General features: G+C 65.3%; 17 protein-coding genes and 4 pseudogenes. 14 read left to right on the forward strand and 7 right to left on the reverse strand.

Annotation, left to right across the window (positions count from 1 at the left end; translation table 11 throughout):
• The first annotated feature begins 580 nt into the window (after positions 1-580).
• On the forward strand, positions 581-1,522 hold the full coding sequence (locus ABIB26_RS22370) for a ferritin-like domain-containing protein (RefSeq protein ID WP_354248279.1): 942 nt from the start codon (positions 581-583) through the stop codon (positions 1,520-1,522).
• Between the two features lie 168 nt (positions 1,523-1,690).
• Here the strand turns inward: ABIB26_RS22370 and tatC are convergent, their stop codons facing one another.
• On the reverse strand, positions 1,691-2,485 hold the full coding sequence (gene tatC / locus ABIB26_RS22375) for a twin-arginine translocase subunit TatC (protein WP_354248304.1): 795 nt from the start codon (positions 2,483-2,485) through the stop codon (positions 1,691-1,693).
• 48 nt (positions 2,486-2,533) lie between these two features.
• On the reverse strand, positions 2,534-2,806 hold the full coding sequence (gene tatA / locus ABIB26_RS22380) for a Sec-independent protein translocase subunit TatA (protein WP_354248280.1): 273 nt from the start codon (positions 2,804-2,806) through the stop codon (positions 2,534-2,536).
• Between the two features lie 732 nt (positions 2,807-3,538).
• On the opposite strand from tatA, the gene ABIB26_RS22385 reads away from it, so the two are divergent.
• From ABIB26_RS22385 to ABIB26_RS22405, 5 genes are all read left to right on the forward strand, one after another.
• Positions 3,539-3,715, forward strand: coding sequence for a CsbD family protein (locus ABIB26_RS22385; protein WP_354248282.1), 177 nt, complete (start codon positions 3,539-3,541; stop codon positions 3,713-3,715).
• 593 nt (positions 3,716-4,308) lie between these two features.
• Positions 4,309-4,818: a TspO/MBR family protein gene (locus tag ABIB26_RS22390; RefSeq protein WP_354248284.1), complete on the forward strand. Its 510-nt coding sequence runs from the start codon at positions 4,309-4,311 to the stop codon at positions 4,816-4,818.
• A 371-nt stretch (positions 4,819-5,189) separates the two neighbouring features.
• Positions 5,190-6,311, forward strand: a complete 1,122-nt coding sequence (locus ABIB26_RS22395) for a tyrosine-type recombinase/integrase (RefSeq protein WP_354248285.1) — start codon at positions 5,190-5,192, stop codon at positions 6,309-6,311.
• Positions 6,308-6,640 (forward strand): helix-turn-helix domain-containing protein, encoded by a 333-nt coding sequence (locus ABIB26_RS22400; RefSeq protein ID WP_160678243.1) that lies wholly within the window; start codon positions 6,308-6,310, stop codon positions 6,638-6,640. The genes ABIB26_RS22395 and ABIB26_RS22400 overlap by 4 nt, the downstream gene beginning before the upstream one ends.
• Entirely contained in the window at positions 6,637-8,124 is a 1,488-nt protein-coding gene (locus tag ABIB26_RS22405; protein WP_354248288.1) for a site-specific integrase, read from the forward strand. Before ABIB26_RS22400 ends, ABIB26_RS22405 begins: the two co-directional genes overlap by 4 nt.
• Positions 8,125-8,617: 493 nt before the next feature.
• On the opposite strand, the gene ABIB26_RS22410 is transcribed toward ABIB26_RS22405, so the two are convergent.
• Both ABIB26_RS22410 and ABIB26_RS22415 read right to left on the reverse strand, forming a co-directional pair.
• Positions 8,618-10,014 (reverse strand): IS3 family transposase gene (locus ABIB26_RS22410; RefSeq protein ID WP_502913733.1). Its coding sequence is split into 2 segments (ribosomal slippage): positions 8,618-9,663 and positions 9,663-10,014, totalling 1,398 coding nucleotides; the frame shifts between segments, so codons are not numbered across the junction.
• A gap of 105 nt (positions 10,015-10,119) precedes the next feature.
• Entirely contained in the window at positions 10,120-10,254 is a 135-nt protein-coding gene (locus ABIB26_RS22415) for a hypothetical protein (RefSeq protein ID WP_354248289.1), read from the reverse strand.
• A 383-nt stretch (positions 10,255-10,637) separates the two neighbouring features.
• Between ABIB26_RS22415 and ABIB26_RS22420 the strand changes: the two genes are divergently transcribed.
• The 4 genes from ABIB26_RS22420 (at position 10,638) to ABIB26_RS22435 (ending at position 14,554) form a co-directional block, all read left to right on the forward strand.
• Positions 10,638-11,093 carry a hypothetical protein gene (locus tag ABIB26_RS22420; RefSeq protein WP_354248291.1) on the forward strand — a complete coding sequence of 152 codons (456 nt, stop codon included), beginning with the start codon at positions 10,638-10,640 and terminating at the stop codon, positions 11,091-11,093.
• A 281-nt stretch (positions 11,094-11,374) separates the two neighbouring features.
• The gene (locus ABIB26_RS22425) at positions 11,375-13,147 is read left to right on the forward strand and encodes an ABC transporter ATP-binding protein (protein ID WP_354248293.1); all 1,773 of its coding nucleotides are present in this window, start codon (positions 11,375-11,377) and stop codon (positions 13,145-13,147) included.
• Positions 13,144-14,082, forward strand: coding sequence for an NUDIX hydrolase (locus tag ABIB26_RS22430; RefSeq protein WP_354248295.1), 939 nt, complete (start codon positions 13,144-13,146; stop codon positions 14,080-14,082). Before ABIB26_RS22425 ends, ABIB26_RS22430 begins: the two co-directional genes overlap by 4 nt.
• A gap of 295 nt (positions 14,083-14,377) precedes the next feature.
• The gene (locus tag ABIB26_RS22435; RefSeq protein WP_354248297.1) at positions 14,378-14,554 is read left to right on the forward strand and encodes a hypothetical protein; all 177 of its coding nucleotides are present in this window, start codon (positions 14,378-14,380) and stop codon (positions 14,552-14,554) included.
• 320 nt (positions 14,555-14,874) lie between these two features.
• On the opposite strand, the gene ABIB26_RS22440 is transcribed toward ABIB26_RS22435, so the two are convergent.
• Complete coding sequence (locus ABIB26_RS22440) at positions 14,875-15,351, reverse strand: hypothetical protein (RefSeq protein ID WP_354248299.1); 477 nt, start codon at positions 15,349-15,351, stop codon at positions 14,875-14,877.
• Positions 15,352-15,682: 331 nt separating this feature from the next.
• A pseudogene (locus ABIB26_RS23815) lies at positions 15,683-15,837 on the reverse strand (hypothetical protein); the annotation flags it as partial.
• A gap of 68 nt (positions 15,838-15,905) precedes the next feature.
• Between ABIB26_RS23815 and ABIB26_RS22445 the strand changes: the two are divergent.
• The 3 genes and pseudogenes from ABIB26_RS22445 to ABIB26_RS22455 form a co-directional block, all read left to right on the forward strand.
• Positions 15,906-16,133: an amidohydrolase family protein gene (locus ABIB26_RS22445; protein ID WP_354248300.1), complete on the forward strand. Its 228-nt coding sequence runs from the start codon at positions 15,906-15,908 to the stop codon at positions 16,131-16,133.
• Positions 16,134-16,185: 52 nt separating this feature from the next.
• On the forward strand, positions 16,186-17,271 hold the full coding sequence (locus ABIB26_RS22450) for an agmatine deiminase family protein (protein ID WP_354248301.1): 1,086 nt from the start codon (positions 16,186-16,188) through the stop codon (positions 17,269-17,271).
• Positions 17,268-18,089, forward strand: a pseudogene (locus ABIB26_RS22455) (amidase family protein); the annotation flags it as partial. The gene ABIB26_RS22450 and the pseudogene ABIB26_RS22455, both read left to right, overlap by 4 nt.
• Positions 18,090-18,104: 15 nt before the next feature.
• On the opposite strand, the pseudogene ABIB26_RS23820 reads toward ABIB26_RS22455, so the two are convergent.
• Positions 18,105-19,427 (reverse strand): annotated as a pseudogene (locus ABIB26_RS23820) (ISL3 family transposase).
• A 156-nt stretch (positions 19,428-19,583) separates the two neighbouring features.
• Between ABIB26_RS23820 and ABIB26_RS22470 the strand changes: the two are divergent.
• Positions 19,584-20,489: pseudogene (locus ABIB26_RS22470) on the forward strand (amidase family protein); the annotation flags it as partial.
• Between the last annotated feature and the right edge of the window lie 177 nt (positions 20,490-20,666).

A 20,666-nucleotide genomic window follows, 5' to 3' on the forward strand; every position in this document is an offset into this window, starting at 1 on the left:
CGTATTCGTGGGTTCCGTGGGCTCGGTTAGATGGCGTGTTGCGGTGTTCAACTCCGATTGGCGGGGCGGGGGGGGGGGGGGCCCCCCCCCCCCCCCCCCCCCCCGTGTCGTCGACGTGCAGGTTCGTGTCCTTGAACAAGCCATGATGGGCAGTAACTTCAGTCATGAAGAGCCTCCAACTCTGAGATGGGATCGGCGTACAACGCCGACTCCAACCAATTCGTTAGCAGGCTGTGTCTGGGATGGGTCCTCCGGTCTTCCCTGGCTACGATCACCAATTGGTGAGCAGCGCCGCGGGTGGTCCTGAAGCAGGTTGAAGTACTCAGCAAAACCTCAAGGATGAGACCCCGCAGAGCGCACCACGGGCTGCCGGCTGCTGGGCGGCAGACCTCCACAAAGAATATGAAAAGGGTCCCCGGCCACCCATCCGTGACGCGGATCACAACGAATCTTCAGTGTCACCATAATGGGTACGCCCATACGCAGCAGTTTTGCGCTGCCTCTTCCGGCTGGGGAGCCGGCGGGAGTACCCTCCGGAATGTCATGGTCTCAAAAACGCACTCATGACAGGAGCACACCAATGTTCGACCAGAAATTCATTACCGAAGCACTGAACCGCAGCGCCGAAAATCCGATGGACCGGCGCATCCTGTTCCGGGCCGCCGGGATCGCGGGAATCGGCGGCGCAGCGGCCCTGCTCGCCAGCTCACCGGCCCAGGCGTCCAGGGAGGCAGAGAAGCCGGCCGGCGCGCCCAGTGACGGGGCCATCCTGAACTTCGCCCTGAACCTGGAATACCTCGAAGCGGAGTTCTACCTGCGTGCCGTCACGGGCCGGGGCCTGGACGATGACCTCACCGACGGCAAGGGCCCCCGGGGCGGCGTCACCGGCGGCTCCAAGGTGCCCTTCAAGCCCGGCAGCCTGATCGAAAAATACGCCAAAGAAATCGCCGCCGACGAAAAATCCCACGTCAAATTCCTCCGCACCGCTTTGGGAGGAGCCGCAGTGTCCCGGCCCCAGATTGACCTGGAAGCCAGCTTCACCGCCGCGGCGAAGGCCGCAGGCCTGATCAAGGCAGGCCAGAAATTCAACCCCTTCGCCGACGAAACCAGCTTCCTCCTGGGCGCCTTCATCTTCGAGGACGTCGGCGTCACCGCCTACAAGGGAGCAGCCCCGCTGATCGACAACAAAACCTACCTCGAGGCCGCCGCCGGCATCCTCGCCGTCGAGGCCTACCACGCCGGCATCATCCGAACCACCCTGTACGCGCGCGATCTGCAGATGCCCGCCCAGGCCATCTCCGATGCCCGGGACAGCCTCGACGGATCCACCGACCTCGACCAGGGAATCGGGACCAAAGACACCGCCAACCTCGTCCCCACCGACGGGAACGGCATCGCCTTCAGCCGCAGCGCCGGACAGGTCCTGAACATCGCCTACCTGACCCCCAAGGCAGTACGCGAAGGCGGGTTCTTCCCCAAGGGCGTCAACGGCGACATCAACACCAGCGCCAACAGCTCCTGACCCATCCCACACCCACCACAGAAACGGACGGACCACGCCAGGCGGGCACCCAAGGGCGCCCGCCTGCCCCGCCAAGGGCAGCACGGCCCATCCGCCGGCGGGCCCGTCACCAGGCTGATCCGCGACCCGCCGGGCACACGGTGCGCGGATGAGCCGGTGCGCCAAGGGCTAGAGATTCCCCAGTTCGGAGCCGGGAGTTCCCAGGTCCGCGCCGGCCTCGGTCTCTGCGGCGACCTTGAGGGCCCGCCGTTCCCGGCGGCGGTCATTGAGCAGGCAGAGCCCGATGGCCGTGAAGAACAACACCAGCATGGGCACGGCGAGATAGAACATGCTCGTGGCATCTGCGCCCGGCGCGGCCATGGCTGCGAACAGGCAGACCAGGAACACGGTGATCCGCCAGCTCTTGAGGAGTTGGGCGCCCTTGACCAGCCCGGCCAGGTTCAGGCCGACCAGGACCACCGGGAGCAGGAACGCGATGCCGAACGCCAGCAGCAGGCGCAGGACGAAGGACAGGTAGATCTGGGCGCTGATGAAGTTGGAGCCCCCGGCGGGCGTGAAATCCGTCAACACCCGCACAGCGTTCGGCAGCACGAGCCAGGCCAGGGCCACGCCGCCGACGAACAACGGCACGGCCGCCGCGACGAACGACAAGGCGATGCGCCGTTCCTTCTTATGCAGGCCGGGCACGATGAAGGCCCAGAGCTGGTAGAGCCAGACGGGGCTGGCGAGGATCAGGCCCAGGAACACGGAGACCTGGATCAACAGGTCGAAGGAGCTCGCCACGCCGTCGAAGTTCAGCGTCGCCTGCCGGCCCTCATGCTTGTTCAGGTCACGGATCGGCTTGATCAGCGCCGTGAGAAAGGGCTGGTAGACAACAAAGCCGACGACGGTCCCCAGCACCACGGCGATCGCAGCCTTGAACAGGCGGTTCCGCAGTTCTTTCAGGTGGTCCAGGAGCGCCATCCGCCCCTCGGGGTTGGATCGACTGCTCTTACCGGCTGCCATGGTGTCTTAGGCGCGGTCCGGCGGCGGAACGTCGGTTCCGTCTCCGGTACGGCTTTCGGCCCCCGTGGACTTCGGGTGGTTCACGGTCCAGCCCTCGACGGGTTCGGAGCCCGCGGCGTTCTTCTCAGGAGGGCCCTCCTCCTTCATCTCGCGGACTTCGGACTTGAAGATACGCATCGATTGGCCCAGGCTCCTGGCCATGCCCGGCAGCTTCGGTGCAGCAAAAAGCACCAGAACGAGAACGATGATGATGATCAGATGCCAGCCCTCAAGCCTCATAACGGGAGGTCCTTTCCTGTAGGTGAATCCTACGTCCAACCGGATTCGATGTCGCGCCCGGGACCGGGCCCCCGGCCCCGGTCCGACACAGGTACTTTTGGGCAACCATCAACGGGTGAACGGCGATCCGCCATAGGACGGCGCGCGCTGGAGACTCAGCGGCAGAGTGGCGGTATGTCTATTGATTTATCCGTTGACTCCGCCGCTGCAGGCCTCGCCGGGTTCGGGTGTTTGCGGTCCACGTTGGAATGCCTTGATGAATGCGGGCAACCGAGGATCTGCCGGGTCGGTGACGCCTCGTTGTTTTCCCCGGCGGTGGCTTCGATGCCACCCACGGCTACGTGGTGGCATGGAACATCCCCGGCAACATTGTGGAAGGCTTGGCCGCGATTGTGCTCCGGCCGCTCGTGGCCATCTTCGGGGTCGATCTGCACACCTTGATCGCCTAGTGCCGCAAGCCCGCGCTGTTGACGGGGCCTCACGTATGTTCTGTCTTCGAAGGCCGTTCCAGCACCGAAGCAGACCTGCCGCCCAGCGCCGAAATCACACCCTGATGCCCGCGGCAATCTCCCGCCCGGATCCTCGGGCCGGCTACGACCGCCAGTTCGGGCCCCTGGGCAATGGATATCCAATGGTCCATCGCTCTCATTCCTGATGGTGTCGTCCCTACAATTGACTATCGGCCTCCGCGGCATTCCCGTTGCTGGGGGCCACCACCTAAGGAGAACCACCATGGGTTTGGGAGACAAGATCCACAACGCCGCCGAGAAACTCCACGGCAAGGGCAAAGAAACCGCCGGCGACGCCACCGGCAACGACCGGCTGAAGGCCGAAGGCAAAGGCCACCAGGTCAAAGCCGATCTGAAGCAGGCCGGCGAAAAAGTCAAAGACGCCTTCAAGAAGCACTAAGACAAACAGTCGGACGAAAGTGCGGGCGGATGGATCGCACCACTGCCGCGCTTTCGCCTCCAGGCACCCGTGTGAAATAACGTCTACGGACGGTTTCGGGGCCCGGGGCGGGTCGGCGTCTGCCGGGAGTCGGTCCCGGAGGCTGTTGCCGACCCAGGGACCCTGCGACGTCCAGGAAGATCGGGAGGAGGGATTCGTCCCAGAGGATGCTGCCGATGCACCCGGCCGTGATCTCGGTACCAAACAGCAGCCGCGCCCTGGTTGTACTGTTCAGTCCCCGCACAGGCACGGCCGCGCATGTGCGCCTTCCTCTCCCGCCAGCGTCCCGTGCCAGGGAGCGGTCCGGGCACCGAACCCGGCGCCCGGCGATGAGCATGACGAGCGCCACGGGTGCGCCGGTGGTGTGGGCGGCCTGGGCCGGGGCGAGGCCAGGTCCAGCGCCGAACTCGTCTGCCGAACACACACGGACTGCCTAATCATCCGGTTGCGGCACCTGTTGCCCTGGAGAGTACCGGTCACGGCGCAGCGTCCGGGTTGACGGCCACCCCGGAATTGGCCAAGGTTTACCAGTGCCCGCGAAATCTGAACAACCCATGCCTGAGCGGCCAATGCCGGGCACCGGCCGCCAGATCGCGGCGCTGCTGGCGTTCCTTGCCCTCTCCCACGCGGTGTCGTTCCTAGGTTCCCTGGCGATCATCGCGAACGCCCACGGCTGGTACGCGGCAGCGAACAAGGCGCCCTGGACACCGCCGGACTGGGTCTTCGGGACCGTCTGGACGGTGCTGTACACGGCGATGGCGGTAGCGGCCTGGCTCATATGGCGCCAGCGGTCGGCCCCCCGCCGAGGCGCCTTGTCAGCCTACGGGCTCCAGCTGGCCCTGAACCTGGCCTGGGCACCGGCGTTCTTCGGCATGTACCCCATGCTCGGAACCGCCGCCCTGTGGCTGGCTTTCTTCGTCATCACCGCCCTGTTCCTGGGAGCGGGCCTGACCGTTCTCCGCTTCGGCCCCATCAACACGACCGCAGGGCTGTTGTTACTCCCGTACATTTCCTGGATCATCTTCTCCGCCAGCCTGAACCTCTACGCGGCAACCACCAACTGACCCGCAGACACTCCACCGGGGATTCACCCACAGGCTTGTGAATTCGTGAAATATCTGACCCTAAGCTTGCACGGCGTTCGGTAACGATCGTTACCCGACACCCCAAATGGCCTTAGCGCTACTTTCCCGCGCAATGGTCCAAGTGGCCGCAATTTCATTGGGTGTACTACTGCGGTTGGTTTGAACATTTTGAGATCTTTCACCGTTGGCGCAGGTCAGAGCCTCAACGCATCCGGGATTACCATCAGGTGAGCCTCTGAACTCACGCCTCGCGTGGCCATGGAAACGCTTCTGACCTGCACGTTTGCAATCAGATTTCATCTGATGAAGGATGTATTCATCTGATGTAAGTGATGGAGGGCGGCATTTATATGGTCGGGAACAGTCCCGCACCGGGGGCCGTGGGTCTGCATCTGGTCGGCGGTCTGCCGTTGCTGCGGCCGGACGAGCAGGTCTTCACCGCCATGTTGGACGGGTGGCGCAACCAGCAGCTCGCCCGGAACCTGGCCTTCTCCACGATCGAGGGTCGTGAGAAGGCGGTGCGGGCGTTCACCCGCCACGCGGATGCCTTCCCGTGGGCCTGGTCACCGCAGATGGTTGACGAGTGGCTGGGTGATCTGCGCTCGGTCCGGAACCTGCGCCGCTCCACCCTGCGGAACTACCAGGGGACCATCCGCTCCTTCTGTGACTTCGTTACCGACCCCGCCTACGGCTGGGCCGAGGCCTGCCAGGAACGGTTCGGTACCCACCCGGTGCAGGTGATCCACGAGTGGAACGCCGCCGTGCATGTCGAGGAAGCGGAGGCTGACCCGGCCAAGCGTGCCTTCACCCGCGATGAGCTGCAGGCATTCTTCGACCATGCGGACGAACAGGTCGGCCGGGTGCGCGGGCGCGGACGCAAGGGCTGGCTGCCGGCGTTCCGTGACGCGATGCTGTTCAAGACCGCGTACGCCTTCGGCCTGCGCCGCAACGAGGCGCGGATGCTTGATGTGGTGGACTTCGGCCGCAACCCCCGGGGCCCGGAGTTCGGGGAGTACGGCGTCCTCTACGTCCGCCACGGCAAGGCGAAGAAGGGCTCCCCGCCCAAGCGCCGCAGCGTGCTGACGGTCTACGACTGGTCGGCGGAGATCCTGCAGCAATGGAACGAGGAGGCCCGCCCGCTGTTCCCCACCGCGGGCCCCGGAGCCTTATGGCCCTCGGAACGCTCCTCACGCGTGGGTTTCACCCAGATGAACACCCGCTTCTGCACCTACCGGGACAGCCTTGGCCTGGATAAGGGTCTGGATTTCCATTCTTTTCGGCGCTCCTACGTCACGCACCTGATCGAGGACGGCTGGGATGCCCGGTTCGTCCAGGAACAGGTCGGCCACGAGCACGCGTCCACCACCTCGATCTACACCTGCGTCTCCTCCGACTTCCGCACCCGAACGCTCCGCAGGACCCTGGACGCCACGATGGAGGCCGCCCTGCGGCCAGTGAGGAAAGCCCGATGAAACGACACGTCAGTTACCAGTGGCGGCTGCGCGAGGTGATGGCCACCCGCGGGATCTTCACTGCCTCCGATCTGTCCCCCCTACTGGCCCAGCGCGGCATCGAGCTGTCCTCGGTGCAGGTCTGGCGGCTGGTCACTCAGATCCCCGAGCGGCTCTCGCTGCCGGTCCTCGCCGCGCTCTGCGACATCCTGGAAGTGACCCCCGCAGAGCTGATCGCCACCCGGGCCGAGGCCGTGACACCGCGCCGCACGGCCGGCGCGGGCGCCGAGGTCGTGGACCTTGCCGCCACCATCCGGCCCAAGCGCGCCAGGATCACCCCCGAGCGGTGAGTCCCGCCTACGACACCCGCGAGAAGTATGAGCGCTGGCATATACGCACCTGTGCCCGCTGCGGTCGGCAGGCCGCGAAAGCGGCGAACTGGTCGGACGGCCCGATCTGCCGGACCTGCTTCGACAAGGCCACACGCACACATGGATCCTGCCCCGGCTGCCGGGCCGAACGGCTGCTGCCTGGCCGCGACGCCTCCGGGATGCCGGTCTGCCGGGACTGTGCGAGGATCACCCGCGACTTCTCCTGCGACCGCTGCCGCGTTGAAGGACCCCTGCTCGCCGGACGGCTCTGCCACAGATGTACACTCACCGACCGGCTCACCGCGCTGCTGGATGACGGCACCGGCCTCGTCCACCCACCCCTGACCCCGCTGTTCGACCGAATGCTGACGATGCAACGGACCAAAAGCGGGCTTGCCTGGCTGACCCGCGCTCAGCCGCGGGCCCTGCTGCAGGACCTCGCCGCAGGCCGGCTCGCCCTGACCCACGAAGCGTTTCAGCAGCTCCCGAACTGGCGGACCGCAGCCTACCTGCGCGACATCCTCATGCAGTGCGGGGTCCTGCCCGCCGTCGACCGGCAACTGCTGCTCTTCGAGAGATGGCTCACCGCGTATCTGGCCGCGGTGACTGATCCCGCACACACCCGCGTACTGCACCGCTTCGCCACCTGGCACCAACTCCGTAAACTGCGGGCCAAAGCCGGCAAAGGACCGCTGGGCAACTCTCCGGCATACGCGGCCCGGCAGCAGCTGATCCAGGCCGGTTCCTTCCTGACCTGGCTCACCGGCCGCGGCGTCCTCCCCGAACACTGCCGGCAACCCGACCTCGACGCCTGGCACAGCGAAAACTACGCCGCCCGCCGACCCGCCAAGACCTTCCTGAAGTGGTGCATGAAGACCGGCCGGATGCCCGCCCTGACCATCCCCGTCCGATCCTCGGGAAACCCGGCCCCGATGGGACAGCATCACCGGCTCGCCGCCCTCCGGCGCCTGGTCACCGACGAAACTCTGCCCCTACGCTCCCGCGTCGCCGGCTCATTGATTCTGCTCTACGCCCAACCGGTAAGCCGGATCGTCCGGCTCACCACCGACGACATCCTCCACGACGGGGACCACACCCTGCTGCGCCTGGGTGAACCGCCGACTCCGGTTCCGGAACCGCTGGCCGGGCTACTGCGGGCATACCTCGATGACAGGCCCAACATGACCACGGCCGCCAACCCTGCCTCCCGCTGGCTCTTCCCCGGACGCCGGGCCGGGCAACCCATGGACCCGGGAAGCATCCGCGATCTGCTGCAGGAAATCGGCATCCCGGCCCAGTCAGGCAGAACCGCAGCGATCCGACAACTCGTCCTCCAGACGCCGCCGCCGGTGGTGGCCCAGGCCCTCGGTTACCACCACACCAGCACCACCAGCACCACCAGGATCGCAGCAGAAGCCGGATCACCCTGGAGCGGATACGCGCCCGGCGACCACAGCCGATAACAACTCCCGCAACACCGGGCCATTCCCGACAGCGGCAAAGCCGGCCACTCCCATCGACAGAATCCTGAGAAAATCCGGAGAATACCGACTACTCAATCAACGGTCACTACCAGTCTCGACCCCCTACTCCGGAGAAATGACAGCTGGCCGGGCCTGAGAGGCACCCCCCAAATGGGGGTCGACGCACGCGTCCTTTGGCCGCTATCCAGGTGGTCCTGAAGGTGCATCTCTCGTACGCCTGAGGTTTCGCCAGTGAAGGACGCAGGCGAAGATGATCAGCGGCACATGGATCGCCGGGAGGTTCTTCGCTAGCCATTGTGGAAGGTAGCTGTCGGTGACGGATCCTGTGCTGTCCCCTAGGTTCCTTGCGACCGCGGTCAGCGGGCAGCGAAAGCCGTTGGCCGCAAACACTAATGTCACCCCAGCCACGACAGAGGCTGTCAAACCGGCCCGTCGATCCGGAATTTGTCAAGGCGATTGAGGCCAGCGGGAGTTAGGCGGCTACTGCCGTAGCCATTCTGTTGGATGGGTTATTGATCCATGCCGCGTCGGGGATGGCCAGGATTTTCGGATCCCGTCTGGTGCTGAATCGTTCGGGGCTTCTCTCCCGGGCTGCGGCCAGCGTCAGGGAACGTTCGGTGGCTTTCGCGGCGGCAAGGCCGTAGTGGACGTCTGCCGGGGTATTTAGGCCGATCCCCGTGTGGCAATGGCGATGGTTGTATTGCTCAACAAAGGCGGCCGTGAAGGTCCTCGCGTCGGCCAGGGAGCCGAAGCGTTCAGGGAAGACGGGTGCGAACTTCAATGTCTTGAACCACGCCTCGCTGAACGGGTTATCGTTGCTTACCCGGGGCCGCGAATGTGACCTGGTCACCTCCAGATCGGACAGCAGTGCGGCAACGGTTTTGCTCGTCATGGAGGTGCCGCGGTCCGCGTGCACGATCTGCGGGATGCCGTGGATGCCGAAGATTTCCTTCATCATTTCCACCGCCAGCTCCCCTGACTCGTGGGCGTGGACGTAGACGTAGACGCCGACAATGTAGCGGGAGTAGATGTCGATCATCACGTAGCAATCGAAGTACTTGCCCTTGACCGGGCCGGCCAGCTTGGTGATGTCCCAGCTGTAGACCTGGCCGGGGCCGGTCGCGAGCAGTTCCGGGATTGCCCGGGGTGGATGGCGGGCCTGCCGGCGGCGTTCCTTGACCTGCCTGTTCTCGGCCAGGACCCGGTAGAACGTTGAGATGGAACACAGGTAGGTCCCCTCGTCCAGGAGCTGGGCGTAGATCTGTACCGGGGCCAGGTCCACGAAACGCTCCGAGTTCACGGTGGCCAGGATGCGGGCCCGTTCGGCGGGGCCGATTTTGTTCGCCGGCACAGGCGCCGAAACGGCCACCGGGATCCGGGGCTTGCGGGTCGCGGTCGCCCGCGGGACGCCGGCCAGGACGGCCGCTTCCCTGGTCGGAATGTCCGCCCCTGTGAGGTCCGTGTAGATGCCCATCAGGGTTTCCTGTACCAGGGCTGCTGCTCCGCGCTTTCGGAGATATCCTCCAAAAGCTGCCGTGCTTTTTCCATGATGGACAACGCGGCCTCCGTCCGTACCAGCTTGCGTTCACTCACCTCCAGCTGCCGGCGTAGACGGGCGATTTCGACCTGCTCGGCAGTGAGCTTGCCGATCTTCTCACCGGGCTTCTTGCCCTCGAGCACTCCGGCGTCGCGGAGTTTGCGCCACTCGGTGATCTGGGAGGAATAGATCCCTTCGCGCCGCAGGTAGGCCCCGCCGCCGGAGCCGTCCCCGCAGGCGGTCTCGTAGGCATCCAAATGGGCCAGCTTTTGTGCCGGGGTGAATGACCGCCGAGGCCTTGGACCGCCGGCGCGAGGGCCAGAATTACTCATGGACCCATCTTCCCGCACCGGGGAAATCGTGGAGATAGACATTGATGCTGTTCCTGATTCTCGCCCTACGATTTTGCGGAGTTGCTATGAGCCGCTGGCCTCAACTCAGCCTGACACGTAGGGATCCGACTGTCCCCGAATGCCGGAGTACAGGATGTACACCATGCCGGCCTCGATCGTGAACCATGCCAACGTGTGAAACGCCTTCACTGCCTTGAGCACCATGCGGCGTTCCTTCATGCCCTCATGATATCGACCGACCCTCTGGCCTGCGGTCAGCGGTGGTCGGAGGCGGTTAGGAGCCTCAGACATCGTTCCAGCCTGCGGTACAAGTCCCGCCCCGTGGCGCTGACGTGTTGTGCCCGCTCCAGGATGCTTGAAGCAGACCCTGCTGCCACAGGCACCCCAGAACATACTCAGACATGTCCGCACTCGACCGCGATACACCACCGGAAGCCTGCGCTCAGTAATACCAGTCCCAGATGAGCATCATGGGAATCGTGTGCACGGCTGTAAAGAGGATCGACGTGCAAAGGTACATCCACGGCCTGTATCCGGGGACGAACCGAAGAGTGCGTGCTGGCCTCACTCCGGCGGACTGAAGTCTCCCACGCAGCAAGCCCATGAGCTACGCGCGAAATCTGACCTTCAACCTCAGACTCCGCGGGTTGTCCGAACCCGAGATCGCCGAAGTAATCGACACGGTGCGGGCGCATGAGGCCGCCGCAGGGACTCCCCCGGAAGCCGAATTCGGCACGGCCGAGGAGTACGCGAAACAGTTCCCCAAGAAGAAGAAGAAGAGGCGGACCTGGGGAACCATCATAACGACGATCGGAACAGCACTATCGATCGCCTACGTTCTCCTCGCGGTACTCCTGATGCTCCTCTTCAGAGTCGACGTTCGCGATGTCGCTTCTTTCCCGGCATGCCGTGGACAACGATTTCGACATCGAGTTGCTCGGCGGCGACCAAGACTTTCCACCGTATTGGAGGAGAGTGGGGGGGCCAGGGCATTCCTCTACGTATGGGACGAGTGGCAGCGCCGACCGTGGTCGGAGTTGTCCTGGGGTTTCCTGTAGATCGGGCGCAATTGTGACGGGCGATTCCGCAGGGTTTCCGCAGCATTGCCCATTTTCGGAGTTGTCCGGGAATGCCGCTGCTAACCTCAGAAATTCGTGCAGGCCCAGTGCTGGTGACCGCTTTCGGACGGGTTACTCACCGTGACTTGGCGCAACTACGCTTCACTGCATCCTTGGAATATCGGCGAGGTCCTCCGTTTGTGTCCCCGACCATTATTGAGGGTGAGATGTTTCTAACTTTTTGGCGGTTCCGCAGCGCGATCGCTCCCTATGCTTGGGCAATGGCCGGAGGCGCGCTGTTGGTTATCTTCGTCGCGGCAATGGAAGTGGCATTGCCTTGGCCGATGAAAATCATCGTCGATGACGTCCTGCAGCAGGCTGGCAGTTCCGGACAGCACGGGGCTCCCTCCTTCCCTGGACTGGCCGGACTTGGGCCGCTCGAGGTGCTCCTGCTGGCGGCATCGGCTCTGCTCGCGATGACAGTGCTGAACGCCGGCGCGGACTATCTGGGGACCCGCATACTCAACGGTGTCGGTGAGAAGGCCATGGCCACCATCCGGGCCGATGTTTTTACCCACCTGCAGCGCTTGTCCCTGTCCTTCCACGACAAGCAGCGCCTTGGGGACCTGGTCACACGCACCACCACGGACGTCGACTACGTGCGTGCGCTCATGGTGTCGATCCTCTCCGTGCTGCTGCCCAACGCTTTCATTCTCGGATTCATCATCACCATCTGCGTGCTCGTCGATCCGGCCTTTGCCATGATCGGCCTGGCAGTTGCCCCGCTGCTGTTCGTGACCGTGCTGGTCTACCGGCGACGCATCAAGAGGGCCTCCCGGGAAGCCCGCAGCAAGGACAGCGACATAGCCGCAGCCATGTCCGAGACATTCTCTTCAGTGCGGGTGATGCAGACCTACACCAGCGAAGCACGCCACGAAGAGGACTTCCGTGCCCGGAACAACGGCAGGATGGACGTGGGCCTGAGGGTCATTCGGCTTCAGTCCATGTTCTCCCCGCTGGTTGATGTCATCGCCACCGTGGGCACGGTACTGGTGCTCTGGGTCGGTGCGCAACGGGTGCTGGAAGGAACCATGACACTGGGCCTCCTGATTGTATTCCTTGCCTACCTTAAGGCGCTGTACGCGCCGATGAAGGCTCTGGCGAAACTGACCACGGTGATAAGCCGCGGACAGGCCAGTGCCGAACGTATCCAGGAGATTCTGGACACGGCTCCGGCCATCACAGACAAGCCGGGGGCAATGCCCGCCCCGCGGCTCGCCGGCGGGGTGGAGTTGCGCGGGGTCAGCTTCGGCTACCAGGGGGATCGTGATGTCCTGCACGGGATTGATCTCACAGCCCAGCCAGGCAGTGTCGTGGCCATTACCGGTCCCACGGGAGCCGGCAAGTCATCCATAGTCAGTCTGATTCCGCGCCTGTACGACGTGACCCGGGGCGCCGTGCTGCTGGACGGGATCGACGTACGGGACCTGCAGGTCGCCACCGTACGCAAACAGATTTCCATGGTGCTTCAGGAATCCATCCTGTTCCGCGGGACAATCTACGACAACATCGCCTACGGCTCCGAGGGGGTCAGCCGCGAGCAAGTACTTGCGGCGGCCGAGGCGGCCTACGTGGACGAGTACGTCCGGAATCTGCCGCTGGGCTACGACACACCCGTGGCAGAGCGCGGCGTCACTCTCTCGGGCGGACAGCGCCAGCGCATCGCCATTGCCCGCGCGCTGGTGCGGGACACTCCCATCGTCATCCTCGATGAACCAACATCAGGCCTGGACGCGATCTCCGAGCAATACATCATGCGTGGCCTCGACCGCCTCATGGTCGGACGGACGGTTATCGTCATCGCCCACCGGCTCTCCACGCTCCAACGCGCCGACCAAATATTCGTCCTAGACCACGGCCGGATAGTCGAGAGCGGCCGACACACCGATCTAGTGGCCTCGGGCGGTCTCTACAGCCGTCTGGATACGCTCCAGCACTCACGGGACACTCCAGCACGCGCCTTGGCCCTGACACAGACGGAGACAACCGCATGAGCCAGACCCTTCCGGGCACCTATGGTGCCCTGCCCTGGCGAATCGGCAGTAAGGGCGCCCTCGAAGTACTCCTGATTCACCGGCCCGGCCATGGGGACTGGTCGATCCCCAAGGGCAAAGCGGAGCCCGGTGAATCAGGCCGGGAATGCGCGGCGCGGGAAGTGCGGGAAGAAACCGGCTTCGAATGCCGCCTCGGGGCCGAACTGCCCAGCATCCGGTATGAAGACAGCAAGAACAGAACCAAATCGGTCCGCTACTGGGCTGCGGCCGCGGAGTCAGGACACTTCACCGCCAATAAGGAGGTCGACGCCGTCCGATGGCTCACCCTACCCGCCGCCTTACGAACGGTAACCGAACCGCGGGACCGGCCCGCCATCATCGCCCTGGGCACCCAGCTGCAGACGCAGTTGGGTGTGCGCCCGGTACCTGCGCGGGAAAAAATGCTGCTGCTCGTCCGCGGCGCCCAAGCCACGAAACACACCGAATGGAAGCATTCCGATGACAGCAGGCCGCTCGCGGTCGAAGGCGAAAAAGCGGCGCAGTCCCTGGCGGTGCTGGGATCGATTTTCAACATAGAGCGCGTTCTATCGTCCCCTCCGGCCCGTTGCGTTGAAACCGTCGCCGAACTCGCCCGGCGGGAATCCCTTGACGTGGAACGATCCAAACACTTGGCCGCAGGCCGCATCGAGGACACTCTGGGACTGGTGGCGCAGGCGCGCGGGACAGGAACCGTCCTGTGCACGCATGAGGACGTCATGGCACGGGTCCTGGCCCACCTAATCCGCCACGACCGCACGGCGGTGAACAACCGCTTCCGCGTCCGCAAGGGAGCAGCCTGGGTGCTGACCGGCGATGACCACCGGTACCACTCCGCCTACTACCTCCCGATGCCGGCGACGGGCGAACAGTCTCCCCCTGCGGACGACAACATCTGAAACCCGGCTCCAAGGAACGGACACACCGGCTTCAGGCACGGCATGCCCGTCAATGGTGCCGAGCCAACCACATCACCCCCGGCCCATGCGCTTCATCGGGCCTAAGGGAAGACAACAGGCATAGGACCAAGTCGCGCAGGCATGCCTTCACCCCGGCCGGTCAGGCATGGCTAGTGACTCGACCACTCCGGCGCCGCGATTTGCCGGCGCCACGTTGGAGCAATACGACCAAGTTATTAGCAAGATGGGCCTTACTCCGGGAGGGCCTGGGCCGGCTGGTGCCCTCGGCCACTGGGTGGCCGCAACCGACGGCGGGATCCTCGTCCCCGACCTGTGGCAGACGAAGGAACTCTACGACGCCTTCGCGAAGGACCAGATCGGCCCGTTCAGCGCCGAAGTCGGTATCCCAGCACCGCCCACGGTGAAGTATCTGGACGCCCACAATTACTTCACCCCGGGAGCCGGCGACTGACCGGGATAACACAGGATTAGTCATCAGGAATAGTAACCCGTTCCTCAAGCCAAGCTACCGGACGGACTGGCGCAGGGTTTCATCCGGGGTGGAGATGATCTCGTCGGCGGTATTCGTCCCGGCGCCTTGGAAGTACGGCTCCGTTTCGGGAAGCCGCCCTCGTTCATCTGGTCTCGGGCTCGTCCTGTTCCCCTCACACGGCATACTCCGGGGTCCCGGGGCTGTTGACCGGGTTGTGTGCGGCGATTCCCGAAAGGCGTCTGAACGCAGCAGTACCCCTCCCCGCCGAAGCGGGAAGGGGTACTTCCGGGCATGTCAGGTCAGGCAGCCGGCTGTTCTGCCGGGTCCTCCGGGGTCGGCTGGCCGGTGACGGGGGCAGGGGCGGCGGCGTCCTCTTCAGCCGTTGCGGCTTCGGCGGCAGCATCGGCTGCCTCTTGGGCTGCTTCATCAGCTGCCTCGGCCGCCTTCTCAGCTGCCGCCCTGGCCTTGGCCGCGGCAGACTTCGCCGCTCCAGCTTCCTTCTTCTGGGCCGCGGAGGCCTTCTTCTCGATCACCTTAGCGGTCTGGGCGGCGCGCTTGTCAGCAGCAACGCTGGCCGCGGCGGCCTTCTTCGCTTCGGCCGCAGCCTTCGCGGCGGCGGCCTGCTTCTTCAGATCCGCTTTGGCCCCCGCTTCGGTGGCCTTGGCGGATACGGAGCCCGGCGCCTTCGTCGGTGCCGCGTTGGCGATACCGGCTCCGGCTCCAGTGAGGACGGCGGCGGTCAGAACGACGGCGCCGAGCTTCTTGGCTAGTGACATGAGTAGTGCTCCAATGACATGCGGCCCGGCGGCGCGGGCAGTGGGGTCCGGGGATACCGGCTGCGCGTCAGCCTAAGTTGGAAGCGGACGCGCCTTCAATCGGAAACCCGAATACTTGGCTAAAACTTCGCTAAAGCTTCAGTCATCCAGAATCCACCCAGTGCCGGAGGCGTTTCCACAGCGGCTTTCCAGTCTTCGACGCCGGGGACGAAGGGGCACGGAAGCTCAGGGTGGATCTGGCAGGCGGTGTCGTCGATGACGATTCTTCCCTTCAGGTCCGCGGTGAGGAGGGCGACATGGCGGCCGCCCAGGCGTGCCCGGCGGATGTTGACATGAGGGCGAAGAGATGGTCGGTGAATCCGGCCGTGTCGGTGTAGTGTTCCTGGATCGCCAGGTCGGACTCGTGACCGGATCCGTGGTGCGAACCGGTAGCGGGGCAGGTGCATTCACGTGCCCGGTGGATTCGGCTTTGCTGCCGGCCCGGAAGCGCACGACGCCCGGCAAAACCTTAGCGTCGGATAATTCACTTTTTCACAACCCACCCCGACTACGCCTTGGACCTGGCCGACGCCCTATGCCACGGAACCCGCGACGCTGCCTACTCCTGCCGCGCCGAGGACCGCGAGGGCCGCATCGTGCCCGGCCACTTCGCCGACTTCACCGTCCTCGACACCAATCCTTTCCTCTCCGAGGCCGAGCAGCTGCTGACCAATCGGACGCGCCTCACGGTGGTGGGCGGACGTGTCGCCTTCGACGCCACCGTCGCGGCGGTTGCGCCATAGCAACGGTTTTGCCTGCCTCCCCATCCCTCACTCATCGAAAGAAATACCCGCCATGAAACCTGCCATAGCAACGGACACGGTGATGCCCGCAGAGTGGCACCTCCACGACCGGACCTGGATTGCCTTCCCCACCCCCAACGACACCTTCGGTGTTGCCGGCAGCGACACCCTGGAGCGCGCTCGGCGCGCCTGGACCGCCGTCGCCCGGACCATCGCCCGGACCATCGCCCGCCACGAGCCCGTGACCGTCGTCACTGAACCCGCCGACGCAGAAGCGGCCCACGCCGCACTCGGTGAGGGGATCACGGTCGTGCACGCGCCCCTGGACGACGCCTGGTTGCGCGATTCCGGACCCACGTTCACACACGGGCCGGACGGGACCCTGGTGGCCGTGGACTGGGTCTTCAACGGCTGGGGCGCCCAGGAATGGGCAGCCTGGGAAAAGGACCAGTACGTCGGACGGTTCGTCGCCGGCCAGGCGGGCGCCGAACTGCGGCCCAGCCTCCTTGTCAACGAAGGGGGCGGCTTCCACGTCGACGGCGAGGGCACCGTCCTGCTGACCCAGACCGTGCAGCTGGACCCCGGCCGCAACCCCGGGGCGACCAAGGCCGAGGTGGAGGCGGAGATCCACGCCCGCCTCGGCACCACGAAAGCGATCTGGCTCCCGCGCGGGCTGAGCCGTGACTACGACGAGTTCGGCACCCGCGGCCACGTGGACATTGTCGCCGCTTTCGCAGGTCCCGGGACGGTCTTGGTCCATCGGCAGGAGAACCCGCGCCATCCCGACTTCGAGATCAGCAGGGAGATCCGATCGGTGTTGGAGAACGCCGTCGACGCCGCAGGACGCCGTCTGCACGTCGTCGATGTTCCCGCCCCCACGGTCCTGGACGCAGGCGACGGCTTCGTCGACTGGTCCTATATCAACCATTACGTCGCCAACGACGCGGTCATCCTGTGCGCGTTCGACGACGCGAACGACGCCGTCGCGGCGGGGATCCTGGCGAATGCCTACCCCGGCCGCACTATCGAGCTGGTTGACGCCCGCGACATCTTCGCCTTCGGCGGCGGCATCCACTGCATCACCCAGCAGCAGCCGTCTCCCCGGCGGACAGCAATGGGTGCGGAGGACCGCCGATGAGCACCTTCGACGTCGTCGAGGCGACTATCGCCGAGCTCCGGGCAGCACTGGAGTCCAGCCGTGTGACGAGCCAGGAACTGGTCCGTCTCTACCTCGACCGGATCGCGGCCTACGACCGGACCGGGATCTGCCTCAACGCCCTCGTCGTCATGAACCCCGACGCCCTTTCCGAGGCTCGCGCTTCCGATCAGCGCCGTGCCCGCGGCGCGGTATCGGGGCCGTTGGACGGCATCCCCTACACCGCCAAGGACAGCTTCCAGATCCGCGGGCTCACCGTGGCGGCCGGCTCCCCAGCCTTCGAGCACCTCGTCGCCCGGCGCGACGCCTTCACTATCGAACGACTGCGCGCGGCCGGAGCGGTGCTCATCGGACTGACCAACATGCCCCCGATGGCCAACGGCGGCATGCAGCGCGGTGTCTACGGCCGGGCGGAGAGCCCCTACAACGCCGACTGCCTGACCGCGGCCTTCGGCTCCGGCTCCTCAAACGGCTCAGGCACGGCAACGGCGGCCAGCTTCGCAGCGTTCGGGCTCGGCGAGGAGACCTGGTCCTCAGGCCGGGCCCCGGCCTCCAACAACGCCCTGTGCGCATACACACCCTCACGCGGGATCATCTCTGTACGGGGCAACTGGCCACTCGTACCGACGATGGACGTCGTCGTCCCGCACACCCGAACCATGGCCGACCTCCTCGAGGTGCTCGACGTCGTCGTCGCCGACGACACCGAGGCCCGCGGCGACTTCTGGCGCGTACAACCCTGGATCGAGATCCCGGCGGCGTCAAGCGTGCGCCCCGACTCGTACCGCACCCTCGCCTTAACCGGCCCTTCGCATTTAGGCATGGTTGGTCTGTTTGATCCGGTAGGGGCGGTGTCCGCCGGCGGCGAGTAGGCATCTGAGTCGGTAGTTGGGGAAGTTGCGGAAGCCGCGGGCGATTCTGCGGGTGGTTTCGATGACGCCGTTGATCGCTTCGGTGGGTCCGTTGGAGGCGCCAGCGGTGTCGAAGTAGGCCAGGATCGCGGCTTTCCAGGCCCGGAGGCTCCGGCCGAGCCTGGCGATTTCCGGGATCGGGCAGGTCGGGAATGACGCGATGACCTCGTTGACGAGTTCCCGGCCCTTCTCCGGTCTGGCGTGGTAGATGTTGCGGAGCCTCTGGTAGCACTGCCAGGCCAGCGTGACTTCGTGGCCGGGGTCCCCGGCGGCAAGCTTGGCATCGAGTCGTGCGGTCTGTTTCTCGGTGAGGTGTTCGGCGCCGATCTGCAGCGTCCGGCGGATTCCGTAGAGCGGATCGCCCTTGCGGCCTCGGTGGCCCAGGGTCTCCTGCTGGACCCTGCGGCGGACTTCGTCGACCACGGCCGATCCGAGCTTCACAACATGGAACGCGTCTAACACGGCGATGGCTTCGGGCAGTTCGTCGCGGATCGCGTTGGCGTAGCCGCGGAACGGATCCAGCGCCGCTGTCTTGATCCCGGCGGTGAACCCGGCCCCGCGGTCTTTGAGCCAGTCGGCGTAGGCCTTCCCGGATCGTCCCGGAACGAGGTCCAGCAACCGTGCGTGGACCACGCCGTGGGCGTCGCGGGTGTGGTCCACGATCCCGGTGACCATGCCGGATCCAGGCGGGCCGGTGTGGGATCAGACATGCTCATCAACGCCGAGCGCGTCCACGCCGGCCAACCGGCCGGTGATCCCGATGCGCCGGGTGGCCTCTGCCTTGATGGCGCCCCAGGCCGTGTGCCAGGAGACTCCGAGCTGGTGGGCCAAGGCGGAGACCGAGGTGTCGAAACACTGCAACGCGTCGGTCGCCCATCCAACGGCCCGGGTGGTGAGTTTCGCCCGCGGCCCGGCCAGCGGGTGTTCCTCGGTGAACGTGGTCCTCGGACAGTCCGGGTCCGGGCACCGCCAGACACGCTTGGCCCACAGCAGCCGCACCGGCGTACCGAAACAGGGAATGTCGTGCAGGCGGACCTGGCGGCGTCCGTGGCCGACCGCGACGACGCCGCAGTCCGGGCAGCCGCTGACGGTTTCGCCGGTCTCGACACGAAGAAGCAGGCCGATCGCGGTTGCCGTGACGGAGCTGACGTGGATGCCCTCGACACCGAGCAGCGTATCCGCGCGCGTGCACCAGCGGCCACCGGAACAAGACATAGAGTTATTCATGTCAGGGTCTCTTTTGGGTATTGGTTGCTTGGTCGCTACCAATTCAAAGAGGCCCTGACCTCTTTCCCGCCGCACCACGCCGCACCGAAACCGCCAATGCCGCGGCGGAGTCTCAGACGACCCTAACCACGCTCAACTGCGAAGGGCCCCTTAACCGACGCCACGGCCGCCGCGCGGGTTCTCGCGGGCACCCGGCTCGGAGTTCCACGAATGTACATCAACGCCGACCCCGACGCGGGCACAGGCGCCTCCCCCGGCATCGGCGGGCCCACAGGACAACGCATCCAGACCCGGCCCTCCGTCCTCGACCTCTGGGAGACCATGCGCGGTGACCTGGAGGCCGCCGGCGCCGAGGTTGTAGAAGTCGATTTCCCCGTTGTGACCAACTACGAAGGCGACCGCCCCGGTGCGCCCATGATCCACACCCGCGGACTGGTCAGCCCCGAGTACCTGGAACACGAACTGTGGGAATTGTCGATGTGGGCCTGGGACGACTTCCTCGACGCCAACGGCGACCCGGACCTGCACCACCTCGCCGACGTCGACGGGCCGCGGATCTTCCCCCATCCGGAGGGTGCGTTGCCCGACCGTTACGGTGAACTGGATTTCGACCTCGCCCGATACGCCGTACGCGCACGGGAGGAAGGTATCCCACCGCTTCATGCAATCCCACACCTCGCCGAAGGACTGCGGGGACTGGAGGAAACCCGCCGCGAGGACCTCGAGGAATGGATGGACGAGCGCGGCTTGGACGCTGTCATCTTCCCGGCCGTCGCCGTCGCCGACGTCGGTCCGGCGGACGCCGACGCGAACGAGGCATCCGCCGCCCACGCCTGGTGCAACGGTGTGTGGGTGGCCAACGGCAACCTCGTACCCCGACACCTCGGCATACCGACCGTGACCGTTCCGATGGGCACCATGGCCGACACCGGTATGCCCGTAGGGCTCACAATCGCCGGCCGAGCATACGACGACAGCGCGCTCCTGCACCTCGCCGCCGCCGCTGAGGCGTCGGGCAACCGTCGGACCACTCCCCCGCGCACTCCGCCGCTGGACGGATAGGTGAAAAGCTAGGCGGCTCACAGCCAGAAATATGCGCGCTTCAGGAAATGGCAGCCACAATCCGTTAGGTCAGATACAAGCCGTTAAATGCGGGAGAGCCTCCAGAGAAGTGTCTGGAGGCTCTCGACCGTGTTTAATGGTTGTCCGGCGGTGACCTACTCTCCCACACCCTCCCGG

It is taken from the genome of Arthrobacter sp. UYEF20 (assembly GCF_040546335.1).
Lineage (GTDB): Bacteria > Actinomycetota > Actinomycetes > Actinomycetales > Micrococcaceae > Arthrobacter.